This window comes from Pseudoduganella sp. LjRoot289 (assembly GCF_964252925.1).
Taxonomy (GTDB): domain Bacteria; phylum Pseudomonadota; class Gammaproteobacteria; order Burkholderiales; family Burkholderiaceae_D; genus Rugamonas.
On sequence record NZ_CAXUPN020000001.1, the window covers coordinates 2,937,922 to 2,957,413 of the forward strand.

Consider the following 19,492-nt stretch of genomic DNA (forward strand, 5'->3'; position numbering starts at 1 on the left):
ATTACTTCGATGCCACCGCCAGCGGCGCTGCTTCCCAGCCGCCGCCCAGCGAGCGTATCAGCGCCACCGTGGTGACCGCGCGGCTGCCGCGCAGTTGCACGGCGCTGCGTTCCACGCTGGCCAGGTTGCGCTGCGCGTCCAGCAGGTCCAGGTAGCTGGAACGGCCGGCCGCGTACAGCTTCTGGGCCAGGTCGGCCGAGCGGCGCGCGGAGACCAGCGCGTCGTCGATTTCCTGGGTCTGGCCGGTCAGGATGCGCAGGCCGGCCAGGTTGTCTTCCACTTCGGCGAAGGCGGTCAGCACGCTCTGGCGATAGCTGGCAACCGATTCTTCCAGCACCGCTTCGCTGCGCACAACGTTGTTCTTGTTGCGGCCGCCGTCGACGATGGGCAGCGACATCAGCGCGCCCAGCACCCACGAGCGGCTGCTCCACTTGAACACTTCCGAGAAAGCGCCGGCGGCGCCGCCGCCCGACGCGTTGATGTTCAGCGCCGGGAACATGGCCGCACGCGCCACGCCGATGCGGGCGTTGGACGCCTCCATCGCACGCTGGGCCGATGCGATGTCCGGACGGCGCTCGAGCAGCGCGGACGGCAGGCCGGCGGGGATCGCCGGCAGCAGCGACGAGTCCAGCAGCGGGCTGACGCCGGCGGTGAAGTTGGCCGCCGGCTGGCCCAGCAAGACCGCCAGCGCGTGCTCGGTGGTCACGCGGGTACGCTGCAGGCCGATGGCTTCGGCGCGCGAGGTGGCCAGTTCGGTCTTGGCACGCGACAGGTCGAATTCGCCGATGTCGCCCAGGTCGAAGCGGCGCTGGTTGACCTTCACGTTCTCCTCGCGCAGGCGCACGGTCTGTTCCAGCGTGGCCAGCTCGGCGTCCGTGGCGCGCAGACGGAAGTAAGTCTGCGCCACGTCGGCCTGCACGGCCAGCAGCACCGAGCGGTAGGTCGCCTCGACCGAGGCGGCGTCGCTGCGGGCGACGTTCACGCCGGAGGATACGCGGCCGAACAGGTCCACCTCATAGCTGGCCGACAGGCTGGCGCTGTAGCTGGTCTGCGGCGCCACCGGCGAGCCTTGCGGCAGGCCGAGCGACTGGGCCGACGCGCGGGCCCGCTGGGCGCCCACGCCGACGCCGATTTGCGGAACGCGGTCCGCCTCGGCAATGCCGGCGATGGCGCGCGCCTGCTTGACGCGGGCGGCCGCCACGGCCAGATTGGCATTGGCCTTGGTCGCTTCGCCTATCAGCTGCGTCAGCGCGCTGTCGTTGAAGGCCAGCCACCACTCGCCGCGCGGCTGCTGCTCGGCAGGCTGGGCCTGCTTCCAGCGGGTGCCGTCGGCGGCGGTCTGCACCGGCGCGTTCGCCACGATCGCGCCGGGAGCTTGCGCTTCCTTGAACGCGGTCGGCACGGCGACGCTGGGCTGTTTGAATTCAGGCGCGGCGCAGGCGGTCAGCAGCAACGCTGCCAACAGCGAGCTGACTGCGGGCGCGACGCCTTTTGCGATCATATTCATTAGTGAGTCCCTTCCAGTTTCGCTGCCGCCACGGGAGCGGCGACGTCGGATTTCTTTTCAAAACGCTGGGCCAAGGTACGCAGCAGGACGTAGAACACCGGCGTCAGGAACAGGCCGAAGAAGGTCACGCCCAGCATGCCGGCAAACACCGCCACACCCATCGCGTGGCGCATTTCCGAACCCGCGCCGCTCGAGAACACCAGCGGCACCACGCCCATGATGAAGGCGATCGACGTCATCAGGATAGGACGCAGGCGCAGGCGGCAAGCTTCCAGCGCCGCCTGCAGCACCGTGCGGCCATGGTCTTCCAGTTCGCGGGCGAATTCGACGATCAGAATCGCGTTCTTGGACGCCAGGCCGACCAGCACGAACAGCGCGATCTGCGTGAAGATGTTGTTGTCGCCGCCGGTCAACTTCACGCCGATCAGGGCGCACAGGATGGACATCGGCACGATCAGGATCACCGCCAGCGGCAGGGTCCAGCTCTCGTATTGGGCGGCCAGCACCAGGAATACCAGCAGCACGCACAGCGGGAAGACGTAGACCATGGTGTTACCGGACAGGATCTCCTGGAACGTCAGGTCGGTCCACTCGTAGGTCACGCCCTTGGGCAGCGTCTCCTTGGCGATCTGCTCGAAGATCGCTTGCGCGGTGCCGGACGAGACGCCGGGCGCCGGGCCGCCGTTCATGTCCGCAGACACGTAGGCGTTGTAGCGCTGCACGCGGTCCGGGCCATAGCTGTCCTTGACGCGCATCAGCGAGGACAGCGGTATCATCTCGCCCTTGTCGTTGCGCACCTTCAGCTGGGCGATCTGCTCGGCCTGCGAACGGAACGGCGCGTCAGCCTGCACGCGCACCTGGTAGGTGCGGCCGAACTGGTTGAAGTCGTTCACGTACAGCGAGCCCAGATTGATCTGCAAGGTCTGGTAGACGGTCGCCAGCGGCACGCCCAGCTGCTTGGCCTTGGTGCGGTCCACGTCGGCGAACAGTTGCGGCACGTTGATCTGGAAGCTGGAGAACACGCCCTGCAGCTGCGGATTGCCCCATGCTTTCATCTGCATCGCCTGGCTGGCTTTATACAGCTCGTCGTAGCCGACGTTGCCGCGGTCTTCCAGCATCATCTTGAAGCCGCCGATGGTGCCCAGGCCGTTGACCGGCGGCGGCGGGAACACCATCACGAACGCGTCCTGCACGGCGCCCATGCGCTTGTTGATTTCAGCGGCGATGGCTTGGGCCGACTGGCTCTTGTCCTTGCGCTCGTGGAAAGGCTTGAGCGAAGTGAACACGATGCCGGAATTGGGCGCATTGGTAAAGCCGTTGATCGACAGGCCGGGGAAGGCAATGCTGGCCTCGACGCCGGGGATTTCCTGGGCGATGGCGGACATCTTCTTGATGACGGCGTCGGTGCGGTCCAGCGAGGCGGCGTCCGGCAGCTGGGCGAAGCCCACCAGGTACTGCTTGTCCTGGGACGGCACGAAGCCCGACGGCACCACCTTGAACATGAACACGGCTGCCACGGCCAGCGCGGCGTACACGGCCAGGGTGGCGCTCTTGCGGCGCATCACGCCCTTCACGCCCAGCTCATAACGATCAGAGGCACGGCCGAAGAAGCGGTTGAACCAGGCGAAGAAGCGGCCGAAGACCTTGTCCATGCCGCGGGTCAGCGCGTCTTTCGGCGCGTCGTGCGGTTTCAGCAGCGCGGCCGACAGGGCCGGGGCCAGGGTCAGCGAGCTGAATGCCGAGATCACGGTCGAAATCGCGATGGTCAGGGCGAACTGGCGGTAGAACTGGCCGGTCAGGCCGGACACGAAGGCGATCGGCACGAACACGGCGCACAGCACCAGGGCGATGGCGATGATGGGACCGCTCACCTCTTTCATGGCCTGGATGGTGGCGTCGCGCGGCGACAGGCCGTTGGCGATATTGCGCTCGACGTTCTCCACCACCACGATCGCATCGTCAACCACGATACCGATGGCGAGCACCAGGCCGAACAGCGACAAGGTGTTGATCGAGAAGCCGAAGGCCATCATCACGGCGAAGGTACCCACCACCGACACCGGCACCGCCAGCAGCGGGATGACGGAGGCGCGCCAGGTTTGCAGGAAAATGATCACCACCAGCGCCACCAGCACGACCGCTTCGATCAGCGTGTGGATCACGGCGTCGATCGACTCCCGCACGAATTGGGTCGGGTCGTATACAACACTGTACTCGACGCCTTCCGGAAAATCTTTCTTCAGTTCTGCCATCTTGGCGCGCACATCGGCCGACAGCTGCAGCGCGTTGGCGTTGGGCGCCTCGAAGATGGGGATGGCCACCGCCGACTTGTTGTTCAGCAGCGAACGCAGGGAATAGGAGCTGGCCCCCATCTCCAGGCGCGCCACGTCCTTGAGCAGCGTGACGGCGCCGTCGGCGTTGGTCTTGACGATGATGTTGCCGAATTCCTCGACCGACTGCAAACGGCCCTGCGTGTTGACGGTAAGCTGGAAGTCGGCGTCCTTGGAGGGGCCGGCTCCGATGACGCCGGCCGCGACCTGCACGTTCTGCTCGCGGATCGAGGCCACCACGTCGCCGGCGGTCAGGTTGCGGGCTGCGACCTTCTGCGGATCGAGCCAGACGCGCATGGCGTAGTCGCCCGAACCGAACAGCTGGACCTCGCCCATGCCCTGGATGCGGGCCAGCTGGTCCTTCACGTTCAGCACCGCGTAGTTGCGCAGGTACAGGTCGTCGTAGCGGCCGTCCGGCGACGACAGGTGGACCACCATGGTCAGGTTGGGCGAGGACTTCACGGTCGTCACGCCGATCTGGCGCACTTCCTCGGGCAGGCGCGGCAAGGCGCGCTGCACCCGGTTCTGCACCTGGGACTCGGCCTGCTCGACGTTGGTGCCGATCTTGAATGTCACGGTCAGCGCCAGCGCGCCGTCCGAGGTGTTCTGCGACGACATGTAGAGCATGTTCTCGACGCCGTTGATCTGCTCCTCGAGCGGCGCGGCCACGGTTTCGGCGATGATTTTCGGGTTGGCGCCGGGGTATTGCGCGCGCACCACCACCGAGGGCGGCACTACGTCGGGGTATTCCGAGATCGGCAGTTTGAAGATCGAGATCAATCCGCCGACGAAAATGATGATCGATAAGACCGCCGCGAAAATCGGCTTATCGACAAAGAAGCGTGAAAAGTTCATTTTATTATTCCTTCGAAGTTGCGCCGGCCTTTGCTGCGGCGGCGACTTTTTCATCTTTTTTAGCTTCAGGCTTGGCCGGCGCCGGGGCCAGGGGATCGAAATCCATGGCCACGATCTGCGCCGTCACCGGGGCGCCGGGGCGCACGCGCTGCAGGCCGTTGACGACGATCTTCTCGCCCGCCTTCAAGCCGTCGCGCACCACGCGCAGGCCGTCGATCTGCGGGCCCAAGGTGACCGGGCGGTATTCGGCCTTGCTGTCGGCGCCGACCACGAACACGAACTTGCGGTTCTGGTCCGTACCCACGGCGCGGTCGTTGATCAGCATGGCGGCCTTGCCGGAACCGGCGCCTTCGAGCTGCACGCGGGCGAACAGGCCGGGCACCAGCGCGTTGTCGGCGTTGGCGAAGGTGGCGCGCATGCGCACGCTGCCGCTGCGCGGATCGAGCTGGTTGTCGACGAATTCGAGCTTGCCTTCATGCGGGAAGCCGGTTTCGTTGGCCAGGCCCACTTTCACGGTGACCGGCTTACCCTTGGCGGTCGAACTGCCCACGCGCAGGAAGGTGTCCTCGTCGCCGTCGAAGCTGGCGTAAATCTTGTCGGTCGAGACCACGGAGGTGAGGATGGCCGACGCGTCGACCAGGTTGCCCAGCGTGATTTCGGCTTTCGAGACGCGGCCGTTGATCGGCGAATGCACCTGGGTGTAGGCCAGGTTCAGACGGGCCGATTCGGCTTGCGCCGAGGCGGCGCGGGCGTTGGCGTCCAGCTCTTTCACGCTGGACGCTTTCTCGTCGTATTCGCGCTGGGCGATGGCTTTGTCGGCCAGCAGTTTTTCTGCGCGGCTCAACTCCAGCTTGGCCAGGTCGGCCTTGGCGCGGGCCGAGTTGGCGGCCGCTTCGGCGCGGTTCACTTCGGCCTGGTAGGGACGGGCGTCGATCTGGAACAGCACGTCGCCCTTCTTGACCTCGCTGCCCGGCTTGAAGTTCACGGCGGTGATGAAACCGCTCACGCGGGAACGGATCTCGACGCGCTCAATGGCTTCCAGGCGGCCCGAGAACTCCTGGGTTTCGGTGATGTTCTTCTCCACCACGGCGGCGGCGGAGATCGGCGGGCCGCCGGCGGCAGGCGCTTCAGCGGTCTTGCCATTGGCCGTATCGCATCCAGCAAGGGTGACAGCAGCCAGCCCTGCGACAGTCAACGCGGCGGCCAAGGGACGCAGCATTGAAGTGAAATTATTCATGGTTTTCATATTAAATCCTTTTTGTATGAAAATTTTTAATGGATACGGCGGGCAAAACGGCGCCACCGCGCTCGGAGCACGGAAAAATGATGACAGCTTGGCTAGTCTCTGTATTCTGTATTGCTAGGCTGGCAGGGTCTCCGCCCCATCCAGGCCGGCGATGAAACCGGCAATCTCGCTCAACGCGAACACCTTGCACGCACACTCGTTGCGCGCCTCGACGTCGGCCAGCGGCGCGGCGGGCAGGCGCCTGACCGTGGTCTTGATGCCGCAGGAAATCAGCTTGACGCCGTATTGTTCGGCTTCATCGCGCAAGGGATCGTCCTCGCCGGACAGGATCAGCGCCGGCGGCAAATTCTTCAGCCGGCTCGACTGCAGCGGCGACGCGTACGGGTGGGTGCGGTCCGCCGCATTGGGCAGATAGCCCCGGTAGCCGGCGGCACACACCTCGGCCGCTTTGGCCTTGTCGGTACAGGTCGGCAACTCACGCATGGAACAGCTCGACAGGCCGGGATCCAGCATCGGCATGATCAGGATCTGGCCCGACAGCACCGGGCCGCCACGGTCGCGCGACATCAGCGAACTGACGGCGGCCAGGTTGGCGCCGGCCTCGATGCCGGCCACCAGCAGGCGCTTGCCGTTCCAGCCCAGCTTGGCTTTATTCTTTTTCGCCCACAGCAAGACCGCGTGGGCATCCTCCACCGCCGCCGGGAAGGGGCTGGTGGTGGCCAGGGTGTAATTGCTGGCCAGGACCAGGTAGCCGCGGTCGCAGCCGACCAGGCCGCGCAGGAACTCGTCGGCATCTTCCAGGCCGCCGCTGACGAAGCCGCCGCCGGGGAAAAACACGATCAGCGTGTCGCGCTTGCCGCCGGGAGCGCCGGAATAGGCGCCGCTGTACAGGCGGGCCGACAGCGGGCCGTTGGCGCCGGCCACTTCCAGGTCGCGCATACTCAGTTGCGCCGGCACCGCGTCCATCATTGCTGCACCGCCGCAGTTTTGGCGCTCGCCAGGCCGTCGGCGCGGCCCGCCAGGCCGCCGCCCATCACTTCATGGGTCAGCGCGTTGACGCCACGGACTTCGGTGCCGGCGGCCGCCAGGTACACATCCGTGTACATCATTCCGGCCAAGGCGAACGAGCTCAGCGTCAAAGCGATCGTTGCGAAGATTCCATCCCGATGTTTCATGTCAAGCTCCCAGTGGCACTACGTTACATTCCTGCATGCATGAACTATAGACTTGATCTACAATCGGATAAATAGTGCTGTGACGAATTGATTGTTCGGGATTCTGAACAATAGGGAGAAAAATGAACAAACTGCTAGCGATGGAAGTTTTCGTGCAGGTGGTCGATGCCGGAGGCTTCACGCGCGCGGCCGAGAATATGCAGCTGCCCAAAGCCAGCGTGTCCACCCTGGTGCAGGGGCTGGAAACGGTGCTGGCCGTCAAGCTGCTGCACCGCACCACACGCCAGATCAGCGTCACCGCCGACGGCGCCGCCTATTACGAGCGCTGCCTGCGCATCCTGTCGGACGTGCGGGAGGCCGAGGAATCGCTGTCGCGCACCCGGCTCAGCCCGAGCGGCCGCCTGCGCGTGGACGCGCCGACGGGCCTGGCCAGCGGCGTGCTGATCCCCGCCCTGCCCGACTTCTTCGCCCGCTACCCGGACATCACGCTGGAACTGGGCTGCAGCGACCGCCCGGTGGACCTGATCGAGGAAGGCGTGGACTGCTGCGTGCGCGGCGGCGTCCTGAGCGACTCGGCGCTGATCGCGCGCCGCATCGGCGTGCTCAGCTTCGTCACCTGCGCCGCGCCCGGCTACCTGGCGCGCTACGGCGTGCCGCAACATCCGCACGACCTGGAACGGCACCGCTGCGTGAACTATTTCTCAGCCAAGACCGGCAAGATCTTCGACTGGGACTTCACGCGGGACGGCGAACGCATCCAGATGCCGCTGCCCGGCGTGGTCGCGTTCAACGACAGCAACGCCTACGTCGCCGCCGGCGTGGCCGGGCTGGGCGTGGTGCAGATGACCGACTTCGCGCTGGAGGAATACCTGCTCGACGGCCGCCTGGTCCAGGTACTGCCCGACTGGACGACGGATCCGATTCCGATTCACGTGGTCTATCCGCAGAACCGCCACCTGTCGGCCAAGGTGCGCGTGTTCGTCGAGTGGGTGGCGGAACACTTCGCCGGCCATCCCGGCATGCGCCTGAGAACGCCAGGCACGACAGGCGCCCCCTCCTTGTCCTCCACCATCCCGCAGGCAGCCCAATGACCACGACCGCCAACACCAGCCACAACATCGTCTTCCTCGACCGCGACAGCCTGATCGCCAACGTGCGGCGTCCGGCCTTCAGCCACAGCTGGACCGAATACGGCGCCACGGCGGCGTCCGAGGCCGCCGGCCGCCTGGCCGGCGCCAGCATCGCGATCACCAACAAGGTGCCGCTGCGCGCGGACACGCTGGCGCAGCTGCCGGACTTGAAGATGATCGCCGTGGCCGCCACCGGCACCGACATCATCGATCTCGCCGCGTGCAAGGAGCGCGGCATCGTGGTCTCCAACATCCGCGACTACGCCTACGCCTCGCTGCCCGAGCATACTTTCGCGCTGATCCTGGCGCTGCGCCGCAACCTGCTGGCCTACCGCGCCGACGTGCAGGCGGGGCAATGGCAGAAGTCCGACAAGTTCTGCCTGTTCGACTACCCGATCACCGACCTGGCCGGCAGCAAGCTGGGCCTGCTCGGCTATGGCGCGCTGGGGCACGCGGTAGCCAGGCTGGGGCGCGCCTTCGGCATGGACATCCTGGTGCACAAGCGCACGCCGGTGGAAGAGGAAGGCATCAGGAGCGTGTCGTGGGACGAGTTGCTGGAAACTTCCGACGTGCTCAGCCTGCATGCGCCGCTGAACGAGCAGACCCGCAACATCATCGGCAGCACCGAGTTGGCGCGCATGAAGCGCTCGGCCTTGCTGATCAATACGGCGCGCGGCGGCCTGGTCGACGAGGCCGCGCTGGCGGCGGCCCTGACCACCGGCATCATCGCCGGCGCCGGCTTCGACGTGCTGGTCAAGGAACCGCCGCCGGAAGACAACGTATTGCTGAACCTGCACCTGCCCAACTTCATCCTGACCCCGCACATCGCCTGGGCCAGCACGCAAGCCATGCAGATCCTGGCCGACCAGCTGGTCGACAATGTGGAAGCGTTCGTGGCGAACAAGCCGGTGAATGTGGTGGGCTAGCGCTGGGCGATTGCTTCTTTCAGCAGAAAGAAGACGGTGAGGGTCATGCCCGCCTGCGAGAAAAACAAGCCGATGGCCACGCCTATCATCCAGGTCCGCAGCTTGTCGATTTCATCCTTCAGCTCAGCCTTGGTAGCCAGGTGGGGCAACTGGGCCTCAATGGCAGCCAGGCGCGTGCCCAAGGCGGCAATATCCTGCTTCGTCGCCATCGTTGCGTGTATCAACGCCAACTCTGTCTCAGCGGAATACATGCGCCTCTCCAAATCGTCGCTACGTTTACCTGGAACTTCATCATTGGACACGGTGCTCTCCCTGTCAAGCAAGCTCAAGCCACTATGCGCCTGATGCCCGGCAGGAAGTTTGACCCGGGTCAACGCCTCGTCATGACCATCATCGCTTCACTTCTTCGAGATTTTCTTGTGGACTTCATTCACCGTCATCAAGCCTGCGCTGGCGAAGAAGACGTGATATTCGGCGACCATTTCGCCGTTGATGATGACGGGGTCGGTGGCGACGTAGGACTTGGCCTGTTCAATATCAGGCGTGGCGAGCACGAACACGCCGCGCCAGCCGTCGACGCCGTCCAGCGGGCCGGCGACGGCGAGCTTCTTTTCATCGGCCAGGCGCTGCATGTTGGCGAAGTGGCCCTTGAACATTTCCGTGCGGGCCGGCCCTTCGGGAACTTTGGTCGGGCCGGCCTTCAGGATGACCAGCACGTATTTTTTCATGCCGTTGGCGTCGCCGCCCAGCGACCTGGCCAGCTCGGGGTCGTATTGTGGCGCTGCGGGCGGCGCGCTTTGCGCGGCGGCGGGCAAGGAAGACAAGCACAGCAGTCCGAATGCGATGAGCAAGTTTTGTTTCCACATGGTTCCATCCCCCGTTTTGTGAGTATTGCAGAACACTAACACAGCGCGCCTGGCGCGCACCGCCACCTTTTCAGATCCGCTAATATCTTCGGTTTACATGAAGATAGGCAGGCAGGCGTAATGAAAGCTCAGCTGTTAGAAGACATCGGGAACAACCATGCGTTCGCGCCGCCACCACGCCCAAGCGCAAGGACCTCGGCCCCGCAGCAGCCAGCGCAGCAGCAGCCGGGGCCATCGGAGCCGCCCCCATCGCCGGCATGGACGGGGCCGCAAATCGAAGAGGAAGCCCGGTACGGGAATAGCAATGATGCGGATGCCGGCGACTGGTTCGACCGTTGGGGCCGCACGGCGGCGATCTGGCTTGCCGTCCTGCTGACTGCCCTGCTGTTGTCGGGCACGGGCATGTGGCTGTACAACGAGAATAAGCTCGACACCACCTTGCAGGTTCTGGCGAAAGCACCGATCCCTGCACGCCAGGCCAAGCTTGCGCCTGTCCCGGCTCAGGCTCAGTCCCAGGCTCCGGCTCCGGCTCCGGCAGAGGCTGCCAGCACGGCAGCGGCGGCCGCAATCGCGTCCGAGCCGCAGCGGCCAAGTCCGGGTCCTGCGCAAGTGCCGGAACTGCCGGCGCCCCCGGCTCCAGCCGGAGGCGGGGCCGCCACCGGCGTCGCGCCGGCCCCTGCCGCGGATGCCGCAGCGCCTGTGGCCGCGGCCGCGCCGTCTACGCCAACGCGGGCAGCAAAGAAGGGCGCGCCGGCGCAAGCAAGGGAGCAGGAAAGGTTGGCCGCGGCCAAGGCCGGGCGCGGCGAGCAGCTATCGGAAACGTTGAGGCTGTGCCGCGCGGCTGGCTACCATGCCGCGCGCTGCGTGCAACTCGGCTGTGAGGCGACCAAGTACGGGCTTGCCTGCAAAGGAAGCTCAGGTAAGCAATAGCGCAAACGAAAGCGCAAACGAAAAAGGCCAGATCTCCCGATCTGGCCCTCGTATTCTGGTGCGGCTGGCAGGAATCGAACCCACGACCCCTTGGTTCGTAGCCAAGTACTCTATCCAGCTGAGCTACAGCCGCTTATTTGTTGCTTTTTACTACACTTCTCCACTACGGTAAAACTGGTGCGGCTGGCAGGAATCGAACCCACGACCCCTTGGTTCGTAGCCAAGTACTCTATCCAGCTGAGCTACAGCCGCAAAAAACATCATTCAGGCACTTCCACAGTAAGACTGGTGCGGCTGGCAGGAATCGAACCCACGACCCCTTGGTTCGTAGCCAAGTACTCTATCCAGCTGAGCTACAGCCGCGCATCACTACTGTTTCCACTACCTTGCTTGCTACGCTATCACGAAAATAACGCATTTACTACTGTAAAACTGGTGCGGCTGGCAGGAATCGAACCCACGACCCCTTGGTTCGTAGCCAAGTACTCTATCCAGCTGAGCTACAGCCGCATCGGAAATCACTGATAACTTGCGATTTTCGCTTTCTTTCTCTGGTTGCCCGTCGAAAGAAGCAAGATTATAGGCATATCCCTGCTGCTTGTCCAGAGGGAAATCGCATTCGCAGCGTTGAACTGTTCATTCATGGATCATTCACGGAAGTGATGGCGTCCATCACAAAAGGAAATTGGATTTTCCGTGCGGCACGCTGCATCATTGCACCTGTCTCCTCTATTCTCCCCAAGAGATTAGATTCAGCCCGCTCTAGCAGCGGGCTTTTTTTTATCCCACGGCTTTCTTTTGGTGTAGCATCTTCCACATTGGCACATACACAATGACAGGCGCTTCCGGATGACACGACAAGACAGCATCAGCCTGCACACCCTGCCGCCCCTGGACTGGTCGAGCACCGGGCTGGGACAGCCGGCCAATTGGCCCGCTTGCCTGCGGCTGCCGGTGGACATCATGCTGAACTGCCCGCTCGCCATGGCCATCGCCTGGGGGCCGGAAAAAACCCTGCTCTATAACAAGGCCTACGCGGCCCTGACGGGTGCCCGCGCGGAGTCGGTGCCGGGCGGCTGCGTCCCCACCGTCCAGCCTGCCGTATTCGGCTGGAACGGCGACGCCATGGAGGCGGTCTGGGGCGGCGCGGCGCTGGCATACCACGGCCAGTCCGTGCCATTGTGGCAGGACGGCACCCCCGTGCTGCGGCCGCTGGACCTGCATTACACGCCGCTGCGCGACGAAACCGGCACGGTGCGCGGCATCCTGTGCGCCATGCAGCCCGCCGCCCGTCCCGCGCCGGCCGAAGCGCCCGCCGCGCAACAAGGTGCCGCGGCGGCCCCGGCGACGCCCGTCGCTACGCACGTCGCTACGCATGTCGCTACGCACGTCGCTACGCATGTCCGTATACTCGTAGTCGAAGACAATGCCGACGCCCAGTACCTGGTGTGCGAAATGCTGCGCGCGCTGGGATACGAGGTGGATCCCGCCGGCGACGGCGAACAGGCCCTGGCACTGCTGCGGCAAAACCGCTATGACATTCTGTTCAGCGACGTCAGCCTGCCCGGCATGTCCGGCGTACAACTGGCGCGCCTCGCCCTCCGGCAGCAGCCGCAGTTGCAAGTGGTGTTCGCCTCCGGCTACGGCAGCGGCTTGACCAGCCAGCTCGAATTCCCGGCCGTGTCCATGCAAAAGCCCTACGACATCGAACAATTGCAGGACGTGCTGGCCGGCGCGGCGGCGCGCCTCCCAACGGTGCGGTTGTAATTGCCCCGGGACGGCTACAATGACTACACGGTCCGGTTCGGCCGTCCCCACGATGCAAATACAGATGATTCCAACTGAACCCACAGGCACCGTCACTACCCCGCTAGCTGCAAGCGCACTGGCCGCCGCCGTATTCGGGAGGCGGTAATGGCTAAACTCGACAAGGACGCGGAATTGCTGATGCGCGCCGCCGCCATGCGCAGCGCCAGCACCATGCTGGTGGCGCGCGAAGACGCCGAGCAGGCCATGAAAAAGACGCAGGAGGCGCAGGAAGCGCGCGAGGAACTGCAGCGCGCCAACGAGCGCATGCAGTGCATCCTCGACAGCATCACCGATGGCCTCATCGTGCTGGGGCACGACTGGTGCATCAACTACATCAACCCGCAGGCGGCAGAGCTGATCCAGACCGGTCCGGACAGCGGCGAGCGCATGCTGGGCCGCAGCCTGTGGCTGGCCGCGCCCGGCTTGCGCGGCACGGTGCTCGAAGCGCAGTGCCGGCGCGCCATGGAGCAGCAGCACAGCGCCGGCTTCGAACTGTACTACCTGCCGCGCAAGGTGTGGCTGGAAGTGCGCGCCTACCCGTCGGCCGAGGGCCTGACCTGCTCCCTGCAGAACATCACCAAGCGCAAGCTCGACGAGCGCGCGCTGCGCGAAAGCGCCAACCGCCTGCAGGTGGCGCTGGCGGCCGGCAAGCTGGGCGACTGGCTGTGGGACGCCGACAGCAACCTGGTGACCCTGGGCCGCCGCGCCGCCGAGCTGCTGGACCTGCCGAGCGAAACGGCGGTGACCTGGGGCCTGCTGAGCGAGCGCATCCTGGAGGACGACCGGGCGCCGGCGCGCGCCGCCTTCCTGGACGCGTTCGAAAGCCGTACCGATTTCAACATCGAATGCCGCATCGAGCGCGCCAGCGGCGAGCGGCGCTGGCTGTCGGTGGTAGGCCACGGCAACTACGCCGAGGACGGCACAGTGCAGGGCATGACCGGCATGGTGCAGGATATTTCCGACCGCAAGGCGGCCGAAAACACGCTGCGCCAGAGCCAGGAAGAGTTGCAGGCCATGGCCAACTCGATACCGCAGCTGGCCTGGATCGCGCGCTTCGACGGCGCCGTGGTCTGGTTCAACGAGCGCTGGTACGAATACACCGGCCTGCCGCCGGGGGACGCGCCGGCGAGCGGCTGGGACGATGTGTACGACCCGGAATGCCGGCCCGTGATCCGCCAGCGCTGGCAGGAGGCCTTGCGTACCGGCACCCCGTTCGAAATGGAATTCCCGATCCGCGGCGCGGACGGCCAGTACCGCTGGTTCCTGTCGCGCGCCAACCCGGTGCGCGACAGCACCGGCCGCCTGGTGCGCTGGTTCGGCACCTGCACCGACGTCGACCAGGTCAAGCGGGTGCAGGAGGCGCTGCGCGACGAGAGCAATGTGCTCGAATTGCTGAACAACACCGGCAACGCGCTGGCCTCCAAGCGCGACCTGCGCTCGCTGCTGCAGGAAGTGACCGACGCCGCCACCCGCATCAGCGGCGCGCGCTTCGGCGCCTTCTTCTACAACAGCACCAGCACCGATGGCGGCACGCTGTCGCTGTACACCCTGTCCGGCCTGCCGCACGAGGCCTTCGCCCAGTTCCCGCACCCGCGCGCCACCGCCCTGTTCGGCCCCAGCATGCGCGGCGAAGGCCGTCTGCGCAGCGACGACCTGCTGCGCGACGCGCGCTACGGCCAGAACACGCCGTACAACGGCGTGCCGAACGGCCACCCGCCGGTGCGCAGCTACCTGGCGGTGCCGGTGGTGTCGCGCTCCGGCGAAGTGATAGGCTCGCTGTTCTTCGGCCACCCGGAACCGAACATCTTCACCGAACGCACCGAGCGCATCGTCGGCGGCATCGCCGCCCAGGCCGCCGTCGCGATCGACAACGCGCGCCTGTACGAGGCGGCCCAGCAGGCCGCCGAGGAACGCAAGGTGCTGCTCGACAGCGAGCGCAGCGCGCGGGCCGAGGCCGAGCGCACCAGCCAGATGAAAGACGAGTTCCTGGCCACGCTGTCGCATGAACTGCGCACGCCGCTGACTGCCATCCTGGGCTGGGCCCAGGTGCTGCGGCGCGGCAGCCGCGACGAGGCCGACCTCCACCGCGGCTTGCAGACCATAGAACGCAACGCCCGCGCCCAGGCGCAACTGATCGAGGATTTACTCGACATGAGCCGCATCACGTCCGGCAAGGTCTTGCTCGATATGCAAGCACTGTCGCCGCTGGCGGTGGTGGACGCCGCCATCGAAACCGTGCGCCCGGCGGCCGACGCCAAGAACATCCAGATCGAACGCGACTTCGGCGGCGGCAGCCTGGTGGCGGCCGACGCCAGCCGCCTGCAGCAAGTAGTATGGAATTTGCTGACCAACGCCATCAAGTTCACCCCCAAGGGCGGCGCGGTGCGGGTCGCCGTGCGCGAGGACGAGGGCCACGTGGCCATCACCGTCGCCGACACCGGCATCGGCATCCGGCCCGAGTTCCTGGCCCACGTGTTTGAACGCTTCCGCCAGGCCGACTCCACCACCACGCGCCGCCACGGCGGCTTGGGGCTGGGCTTGTCCATCGTCAAGCATCTGGTCGAGCAGCACGGCGGCACGGTGTCGGTCGCCAGCCCCGGCGAGGGACGCGGCGCCAGTTTCACCGTCAGCCTGCCGCTGGCCACGGCCGGCCCGGGCGGCGGGCGCCAGTCGCGCGCGCCGTCCCTGCCGCCCTCCATTCCCGCCGACACCGGCCTGCGCGACCTGGGCGGTTTGCGCGTGCTGGTGGTCGACGATGAAATTGACGCAAGAGAGCTGATCAAGCGCATACTAAGTGACTGCAACGCAACGGTGCTGACGGCGGCCAACGCGGCCGAAGCGCTGGCCGTGATCGAGCAGGAACGGCCCGGCCTGCTGGTCAGCGATATCGGCATGCCGGATGTGGACGGCTTTGAACTGCTGGCCAAAGTGCGCGCCCTGGGCGGCGCGCGCGGCGGCGGCGTGCCGGCCATCGCGCTGACCGCCTTCGCCCGCTCGGAAGACCGGCTGCGCGTGCTGGAGAGCGGTTTCCGCGACCACGTGTCGAAACCGGTCGAACCGGCCGAACTGGTACGCGCTGTTGCGCTCGCGGCCCGGCAACGTTGATTATTTACAACAGGAAATGGATGTTTCCACAGAGAATAACTTCCACTCCTACCTGAAGACGCGGCGCTGTCCTACAAGCAACGCCCGCTTCCTTTGCTACACTCGAACAAATAAAAAAATCACCGCCCCAACTGTTTTTCAAGAGACTTTATTATGCCTAGCCCGGACGAGATTCTGAACGCCAAGATACTGGTGGTGGACGACTGCGCCGACAATATCGACCTCATGCTCGAGATCCTGCGCGATGCCGGCTATGCCAATGTCTCGTCCACGATGCTGCCCGAGAAGGTGTGCGGCCTGCACCGGCAGCATAATTACGACCTCATTTTGCTCGATTTGCAGATGCCGGAGCTGAACGGCTTCCAGGTGATGAAGGGCCTCAAGGAGATCGAGCAGGACGGCTATTTGCCGGTGCTCGCCCTGACCGCCCAGCCCAGCTTCAAGATCGCCGCGCTGGAGGCGGGCGCGCGCGACTTCATCAGCAAGCCCTTCGACCTGCTGGAAGTGCACAAGCGCATCCACAACATGCTGGAGGTGCGCCTGCTGTACAAGGAATTGGCGCAATACAGCAAGCAGCAGCAGGAACTGGCGCTGCACGACCCGCTCACCGGCCTGCCGAACCGCCGCCTGCTGGAAGACCGCATCGCCACCACGCTGACGCACGCCGCGCGCCACCAGCACAAGGCCGCCGTCATGTACCTGGACCTGGACGGCTTCAAGGCCATCAACGACACCCACGGCCACGCCTGCGGCGACGAGATCCTGAAACTGGTGGCCGGCCGCCTGGTCGGCTCCTCGCGCAAGGAGGACACGGTGGCCCGCGTCGGCGGCGACGAGTTCGTCATCGTGCTGGGCGAAGTGGGCGGCTTGTCGGACGCGCAGGAGCCGGCGTCCAAGCTGATCGAGGTGGTGTCGGAACCCTACCAGGTCGGGCCGCTGACGCTCAAATTGTCGACCAGCATAGGCATCGCACTCTATCCCGACCACGCAGACAATGTTGAAAAATTGATCCAGATGGCCGACCACGCGCTGTACGACGCCAAGCGCGGCGGCAAGAACCGCCATTGCGCTGCCCAGCCCGAAACAGCCGGCGCCACCGTCGTCCCCCTGCACTCCGCGCACGGCGCCTCGGTTTCCGCCTAGGCATACCGCATGAACAGGTCGTTGCGCGACGGCGCACCGCCGCGCAGGCGGGAATCCCCACGCCGCGGCCATGCCGGCGCAGCTCGGATTCCCGCCTGCGCGGCACAGGGCCGCCAATTGAATGCGCTAATGCGCGGCGGCCGTTTCCTTGGCCACGCCTTCTTCAGTCGATTGCTCCACCTTGCCGGCGTGCTGGTGGTCGCTATGCGCGTCGACCATCTCGGGCGGCACTTCGATGCGGGTGATGCCGGCGTCCACCGAAATCGGATCGCTGGCGGGGAAGGTCATTTCCACGGCCTCGTCAAGCAGCGTTTCCTTGGCCAGCTGGGCCGGCGTCTCCTGCTCGTGGTCGGCCAGGATGGTGATGGCCTGCGCCCACTTCACGAAGTCCAGTTCGGCCAGCTGGCGCACCGAACTGATGTTGAACGCCTTGGCCAGCGCCTTCGCATCGTTGGCGCTCACGCCCTTCAGCGCGCTGACAGGGGCATCCGCCAGTTCGCGGAAGCATTTGCCCACATATTCTTTGTCCACAACGGTATCGATGTTCATCTTGCGTCCTTTCAGGGGTTGGTCAGCACGCTTTCACTATGGCATGGCCATGCCGCAATGTATGTGCGCCGCCGAACACTGGGGCGCGCGCGATAGCCGCGCGGTCTTTTGACTTTGCCTTATCACGTTGTTATGATCAATCAACTGTTTGCCTGGCGAAATTCTTCCCTCCTGTAGTTCGAACAACAACGTGCCTAAAGTAGACAAACCCAAAATCCTGGTCGTCAACGACGACGCGAACAGCCTGTTCGCGCTGACCAGTCTGTTGGCCCAGTGGTCCGCCCAGGAGGGCTATGACGTGATCGCCGCGCGATCCGGCGAGGAGGGGCTGCGCCAGGTGCTGATGCACGATTTCGCCGTCATCCTGCTCGACGTCAACATGCCCGGCATGGACGGCTTCGAGACTGCCGAGGCCATCCACCAGCGCGCCCGCTCGGCCGACATTCCCATCATCTTCATCACCGCCTTCGTGGCGGACGAACTGGACCGCCTGAAGGCCTACCAGCGCGGCGCGGTGGACTTCCTGTTTACGCCCGTCATACCGCAGATCCTGCACGCCAAGATTTCCGTATTCGTGGCGCTGGCCGTCAAGAACGAGGAACTGAAGAAGCAGGCCCGCCAGCTCAGCTTGCGCACCACGGAACTGACCGCCACCAACAAGCGGCTGACGCGCGAAATCGAGGAGCGCAAGGTGGCCGAGCGGCAGAACCACGCCAAGGACGAATTCCTGGCCATGCTGGGCCACGAACTGCGCAACCCGCTCAGCGCCATCAGCAGCGCTGCCTCGCTGATCGCCCTGCCCGGCGTGTCGGCCGAGGCCGTGGTGCGGGCCAAGAAGATCATCCAGCGCCAGAGCCGCCACCTGGGCCGCATCGTCGACGACCTGCTCGACCTGAGCCGCGCCATGTCCGGCAAGATCCTGCTCAACCGGGCGCCGCTGGACCTGGCCGCGCTGCTGGAAAGCAGCCTGGAAACCTACCGCACCACGGGCCGCAGCGCCGGCTTCAGCGTGACGCTGGAAACGGCGCCGGGCTGGGTCGACGGCGATGTGACGCGGCTCGAGCAAGTGTTCACCAACCTGCTCGACAACGCACTCAAGTACACCCCGCCCGGGGGCGCCATCCACGTCGGCTGCGAGGTGGAAAACGGCGAAGTGGTATTGTCTGTGGAAGACAGCGGCGTCGGCATTCCGGCCGAGCTGCTGCCGCATGTATTCGACGTCTTCGTCCAAGGCTCGAGCACGCTGGACCGCGCCCAGGGCGGGCTGGGCATCGGCTTGTCGCTGGTGCGCCGCCTGGCCGAGCTGCACGGCGGCAGCGCTAGCGCGCATAGCGACGGCAGCGGCGAAGGCAGCATATTTACCATCCGATTGCCGCATATTGCGCGGCCATCCGAACAGAGGCAAGAAATCATGGACAATAAGCAAGCTGGCAAGCCTACCGTGCTGCTGATCGAAGACAACGACGACGGCCGCGAAATGATGTCGATGATGCTCAGTTGCTACGGCTACGAGGTGCGCCACGCGGCCGACGGCCTGCAGGGGCTGGAAGTGGCGTCGGCCTTCCGTCCGGACCTGGCGCTGGTCGATATCGGCCTGCCCGGCATCGACGGCTATGAAGTGGCGCGCCGCCTGCGCGCCAGCGCCGACACCTGCGGCATGAAACTGATCGCCCTGACCGGCTACGGCCTGGCCGAGGACCAGCGCCGCGTGCTGGAGGCCGGCTTCGACATGCACCTCGTCAAACCGGTCGATATCGACCACTTGATGAAGGCCATCGGCAGCTGTTCGGCAGCTGCCCCGGCGGCCGGCGTGGGCGCCGCGGCGGCGTCCGCCGCGGGCGCGCGCCCATGACACCTGTGTGCGACAGGCATCATCAACCTCAGGTATGATCGCCGCATAAAAACAGATCATCTTACTCTG

At 65.3% G+C, this 19,492-nt stretch carries 14 protein-coding genes and 4 tRNA genes; 6 read left to right on the forward strand and 12 right to left on the reverse strand.

Annotated features, from left to right (window positions below; all coding sequences use genetic code 11):
• Position 1: 1 nt before the first annotated feature.
• The 5 genes from ACSQ8Y_RS12295 to ACSQ8Y_RS12315 form a co-directional block, all read right to left on the reverse strand.
• Positions 2 to 1,507, reverse strand: a complete 1,506-nt coding sequence (locus ACSQ8Y_RS12295; protein WP_436266755.1) for an efflux transporter outer membrane subunit — start codon at positions 1,505 to 1,507, stop codon at positions 2 to 4.
• Entirely contained in the window at positions 1,507 to 4,692 is a 3,186-nt protein-coding gene (locus tag ACSQ8Y_RS12300) for an efflux RND transporter permease subunit (protein ID WP_436266756.1), read from the reverse strand. The genes ACSQ8Y_RS12295 and ACSQ8Y_RS12300 overlap by 1 nt, the downstream gene beginning before the upstream one ends.
• A 4-nt stretch (positions 4,693 to 4,696) precedes the next feature.
• Positions 4,697 to 5,938 carry an efflux RND transporter periplasmic adaptor subunit gene (locus tag ACSQ8Y_RS12305; RefSeq protein ID WP_436266757.1) on the reverse strand — a complete coding sequence of 414 codons (1,242 nt, stop codon included), beginning with the start codon at positions 5,936 to 5,938 and terminating at the stop codon, positions 4,697 to 4,699.
• Between the two features lie 114 nt (positions 5,939 to 6,052).
• Positions 6,053 to 6,904 carry an alpha/beta hydrolase gene (locus ACSQ8Y_RS12310; RefSeq protein WP_436269811.1) on the reverse strand — a complete coding sequence of 284 codons (852 nt, stop codon included), beginning with the start codon at positions 6,902 to 6,904 and terminating at the stop codon, positions 6,053 to 6,055.
• Positions 6,904 to 7,113, reverse strand: coding sequence for a hypothetical protein (locus ACSQ8Y_RS12315; RefSeq protein WP_436266758.1), 210 nt, complete (start codon positions 7,111 to 7,113; stop codon positions 6,904 to 6,906). Before ACSQ8Y_RS12315 ends, ACSQ8Y_RS12310 begins: the two co-directional genes overlap by 1 nt.
• A gap of 122 nt (positions 7,114 to 7,235) precedes the next feature.
• Here ACSQ8Y_RS12315 and ACSQ8Y_RS12320 point away from each other — a divergent pair, with 122 nt between their 5' ends.
• Entirely contained in the window at positions 7,236 to 8,204 is a 969-nt protein-coding gene (locus ACSQ8Y_RS12320) for a LysR family transcriptional regulator (protein WP_436266760.1), read from the forward strand.
• Positions 8,201 to 9,169: a D-2-hydroxyacid dehydrogenase gene (locus ACSQ8Y_RS12325; RefSeq protein WP_436266761.1), complete on the forward strand. Its 969-nt coding sequence runs from the start codon at positions 8,201 to 8,203 to the stop codon at positions 9,167 to 9,169. Before ACSQ8Y_RS12320 ends, ACSQ8Y_RS12325 begins: the two co-directional genes overlap by 4 nt.
• Here the strand turns inward: ACSQ8Y_RS12325 and ACSQ8Y_RS12330 are convergent.
• From ACSQ8Y_RS12330 to ACSQ8Y_RS12355, 6 genes are all read right to left on the reverse strand, one after another.
• Positions 9,166 to 9,471, reverse strand: a complete 306-nt coding sequence (locus ACSQ8Y_RS12330) for a hypothetical protein (protein WP_436266762.1) — start codon at positions 9,469 to 9,471, stop codon at positions 9,166 to 9,168. The two genes, ACSQ8Y_RS12325 and ACSQ8Y_RS12330, sit on opposite strands and share 4 nt — an antisense overlap.
• A gap of 96 nt (positions 9,472 to 9,567) precedes the next feature.
• Complete coding sequence (locus ACSQ8Y_RS12335) at positions 9,568 to 10,020, reverse strand: YciI family protein (protein ID WP_436266763.1); 453 nt, start codon at positions 10,018 to 10,020, stop codon at positions 9,568 to 9,570.
• Between the two features lie 1,001 nt (positions 10,021 to 11,021).
• A tRNA-Arg gene (locus ACSQ8Y_RS12340) sits at positions 11,022 to 11,098 on the reverse strand.
• A 42-nt stretch (positions 11,099 to 11,140) separates the two neighbouring features.
• Positions 11,141 to 11,217: transfer RNA gene (locus ACSQ8Y_RS12345), tRNA-Arg, on the reverse strand.
• 34 nt (positions 11,218 to 11,251) lie between these two features.
• Positions 11,252 to 11,328, reverse strand: a tRNA-Arg gene (locus tag ACSQ8Y_RS12350).
• Between the two features lie 70 nt (positions 11,329 to 11,398).
• Positions 11,399 to 11,475, reverse strand: a tRNA-Arg gene (locus ACSQ8Y_RS12355).
• Between the two features lie 339 nt (positions 11,476 to 11,814).
• Between ACSQ8Y_RS12355 and ACSQ8Y_RS12360 the strand changes: the two genes are divergently transcribed.
• The 3 genes from ACSQ8Y_RS12360 to ACSQ8Y_RS12370 all read left to right on the forward strand — a co-directional run bounded on the left by ACSQ8Y_RS12360 (position 11,815) and on the right by ACSQ8Y_RS12370 (position 17,022).
• The gene (locus ACSQ8Y_RS12360; RefSeq protein ID WP_436266765.1) at positions 11,815 to 12,732 is read left to right on the forward strand and encodes a response regulator; all 918 of its coding nucleotides are present in this window, start codon (positions 11,815 to 11,817) and stop codon (positions 12,730 to 12,732) included.
• Between the two features lie 147 nt (positions 12,733 to 12,879).
• The gene (locus ACSQ8Y_RS12365) at positions 12,880 to 15,879 is read left to right on the forward strand and encodes an ATP-binding protein (protein ID WP_436266766.1); all 3,000 of its coding nucleotides are present in this window, start codon (positions 12,880 to 12,882) and stop codon (positions 15,877 to 15,879) included.
• Between the two features lie 153 nt (positions 15,880 to 16,032).
• The gene (locus ACSQ8Y_RS12370) at positions 16,033 to 17,022 is read left to right on the forward strand and encodes a diguanylate cyclase domain-containing protein (protein ID WP_436266767.1); all 990 of its coding nucleotides are present in this window, start codon (positions 16,033 to 16,035) and stop codon (positions 17,020 to 17,022) included.
• Positions 17,023 to 17,148: 126 nt separating this feature from the next.
• On the opposite strand, the gene ACSQ8Y_RS12375 is transcribed toward ACSQ8Y_RS12370, so the two are convergent.
• Positions 17,149 to 17,571, reverse strand: coding sequence for a hypothetical protein (locus ACSQ8Y_RS12375; protein WP_436266769.1), 423 nt, complete (start codon positions 17,569 to 17,571; stop codon positions 17,149 to 17,151).
• Positions 17,572 to 17,761: 190 nt separating this feature from the next.
• Between ACSQ8Y_RS12375 and ACSQ8Y_RS12380 the strand changes: the two genes are divergently transcribed.
• Positions 17,762 to 19,423: a response regulator gene (locus ACSQ8Y_RS12380; RefSeq protein WP_436266770.1), complete on the forward strand. Its 1,662-nt coding sequence runs from the start codon at positions 17,762 to 17,764 to the stop codon at positions 19,421 to 19,423.
• Positions 19,424 to 19,492 lie beyond the last annotated feature (69 nt).

Excerpts from the sequence above, each read along its gene's own strand:
- ACSQ8Y_RS12310 (WP_436269811.1), bottom strand. The coding sequence starts at position 6,904 with ATGGACGCGGTGCCGGCGCAACTGAGTATGCGCGACCTGGAAGTGGCC.
- ACSQ8Y_RS12325 (WP_436266761.1), top strand. The coding sequence starts at position 8,201 with ATGACCACGACCGCCAACACCAGCCACAACATCGTCTTCCTCGACCGC.
- ACSQ8Y_RS12295 (WP_436266755.1), bottom strand. The coding sequence starts at position 1,507 with ATGAATATGATCGCAAAAGGCGTCGCGCCCGCAGTCAGCTCGCTGTTG.
- ACSQ8Y_RS12365 (WP_436266766.1), top strand. The coding sequence starts at position 12,880 with ATGGCTAAACTCGACAAGGACGCGGAATTGCTGATGCGCGCCGCCGCC.
- ACSQ8Y_RS12300 (WP_436266756.1), bottom strand. The coding sequence starts at position 4,692 with ATGAACTTTTCACGCTTCTTTGTCGATAAGCCGATTTTCGCGGCGGTC.
- ACSQ8Y_RS12375 (WP_436266769.1), bottom strand. The coding sequence starts at position 17,571 with ATGAACATCGATACCGTTGTGGACAAAGAATATGTGGGCAAATGCTTC.
- ACSQ8Y_RS12315 (WP_436266758.1), bottom strand. The coding sequence starts at position 7,113 with ATGAAACATCGGGATGGAATCTTCGCAACGATCGCTTTGACGCTGAGC.
- ACSQ8Y_RS12360 (WP_436266765.1), top strand. The coding sequence starts at position 11,815 with ATGACACGACAAGACAGCATCAGCCTGCACACCCTGCCGCCCCTGGAC.
- ACSQ8Y_RS12320 (WP_436266760.1), top strand. The coding sequence starts at position 7,236 with ATGAACAAACTGCTAGCGATGGAAGTTTTCGTGCAGGTGGTCGATGCC.
- ACSQ8Y_RS12370 (WP_436266767.1), top strand. The coding sequence starts at position 16,033 with ATGCCTAGCCCGGACGAGATTCTGAACGCCAAGATACTGGTGGTGGAC.
- ACSQ8Y_RS12305 (WP_436266757.1), bottom strand. The coding sequence starts at position 5,938 with ATGAAAACCATGAATAATTTCACTTCAATGCTGCGTCCCTTGGCCGCC.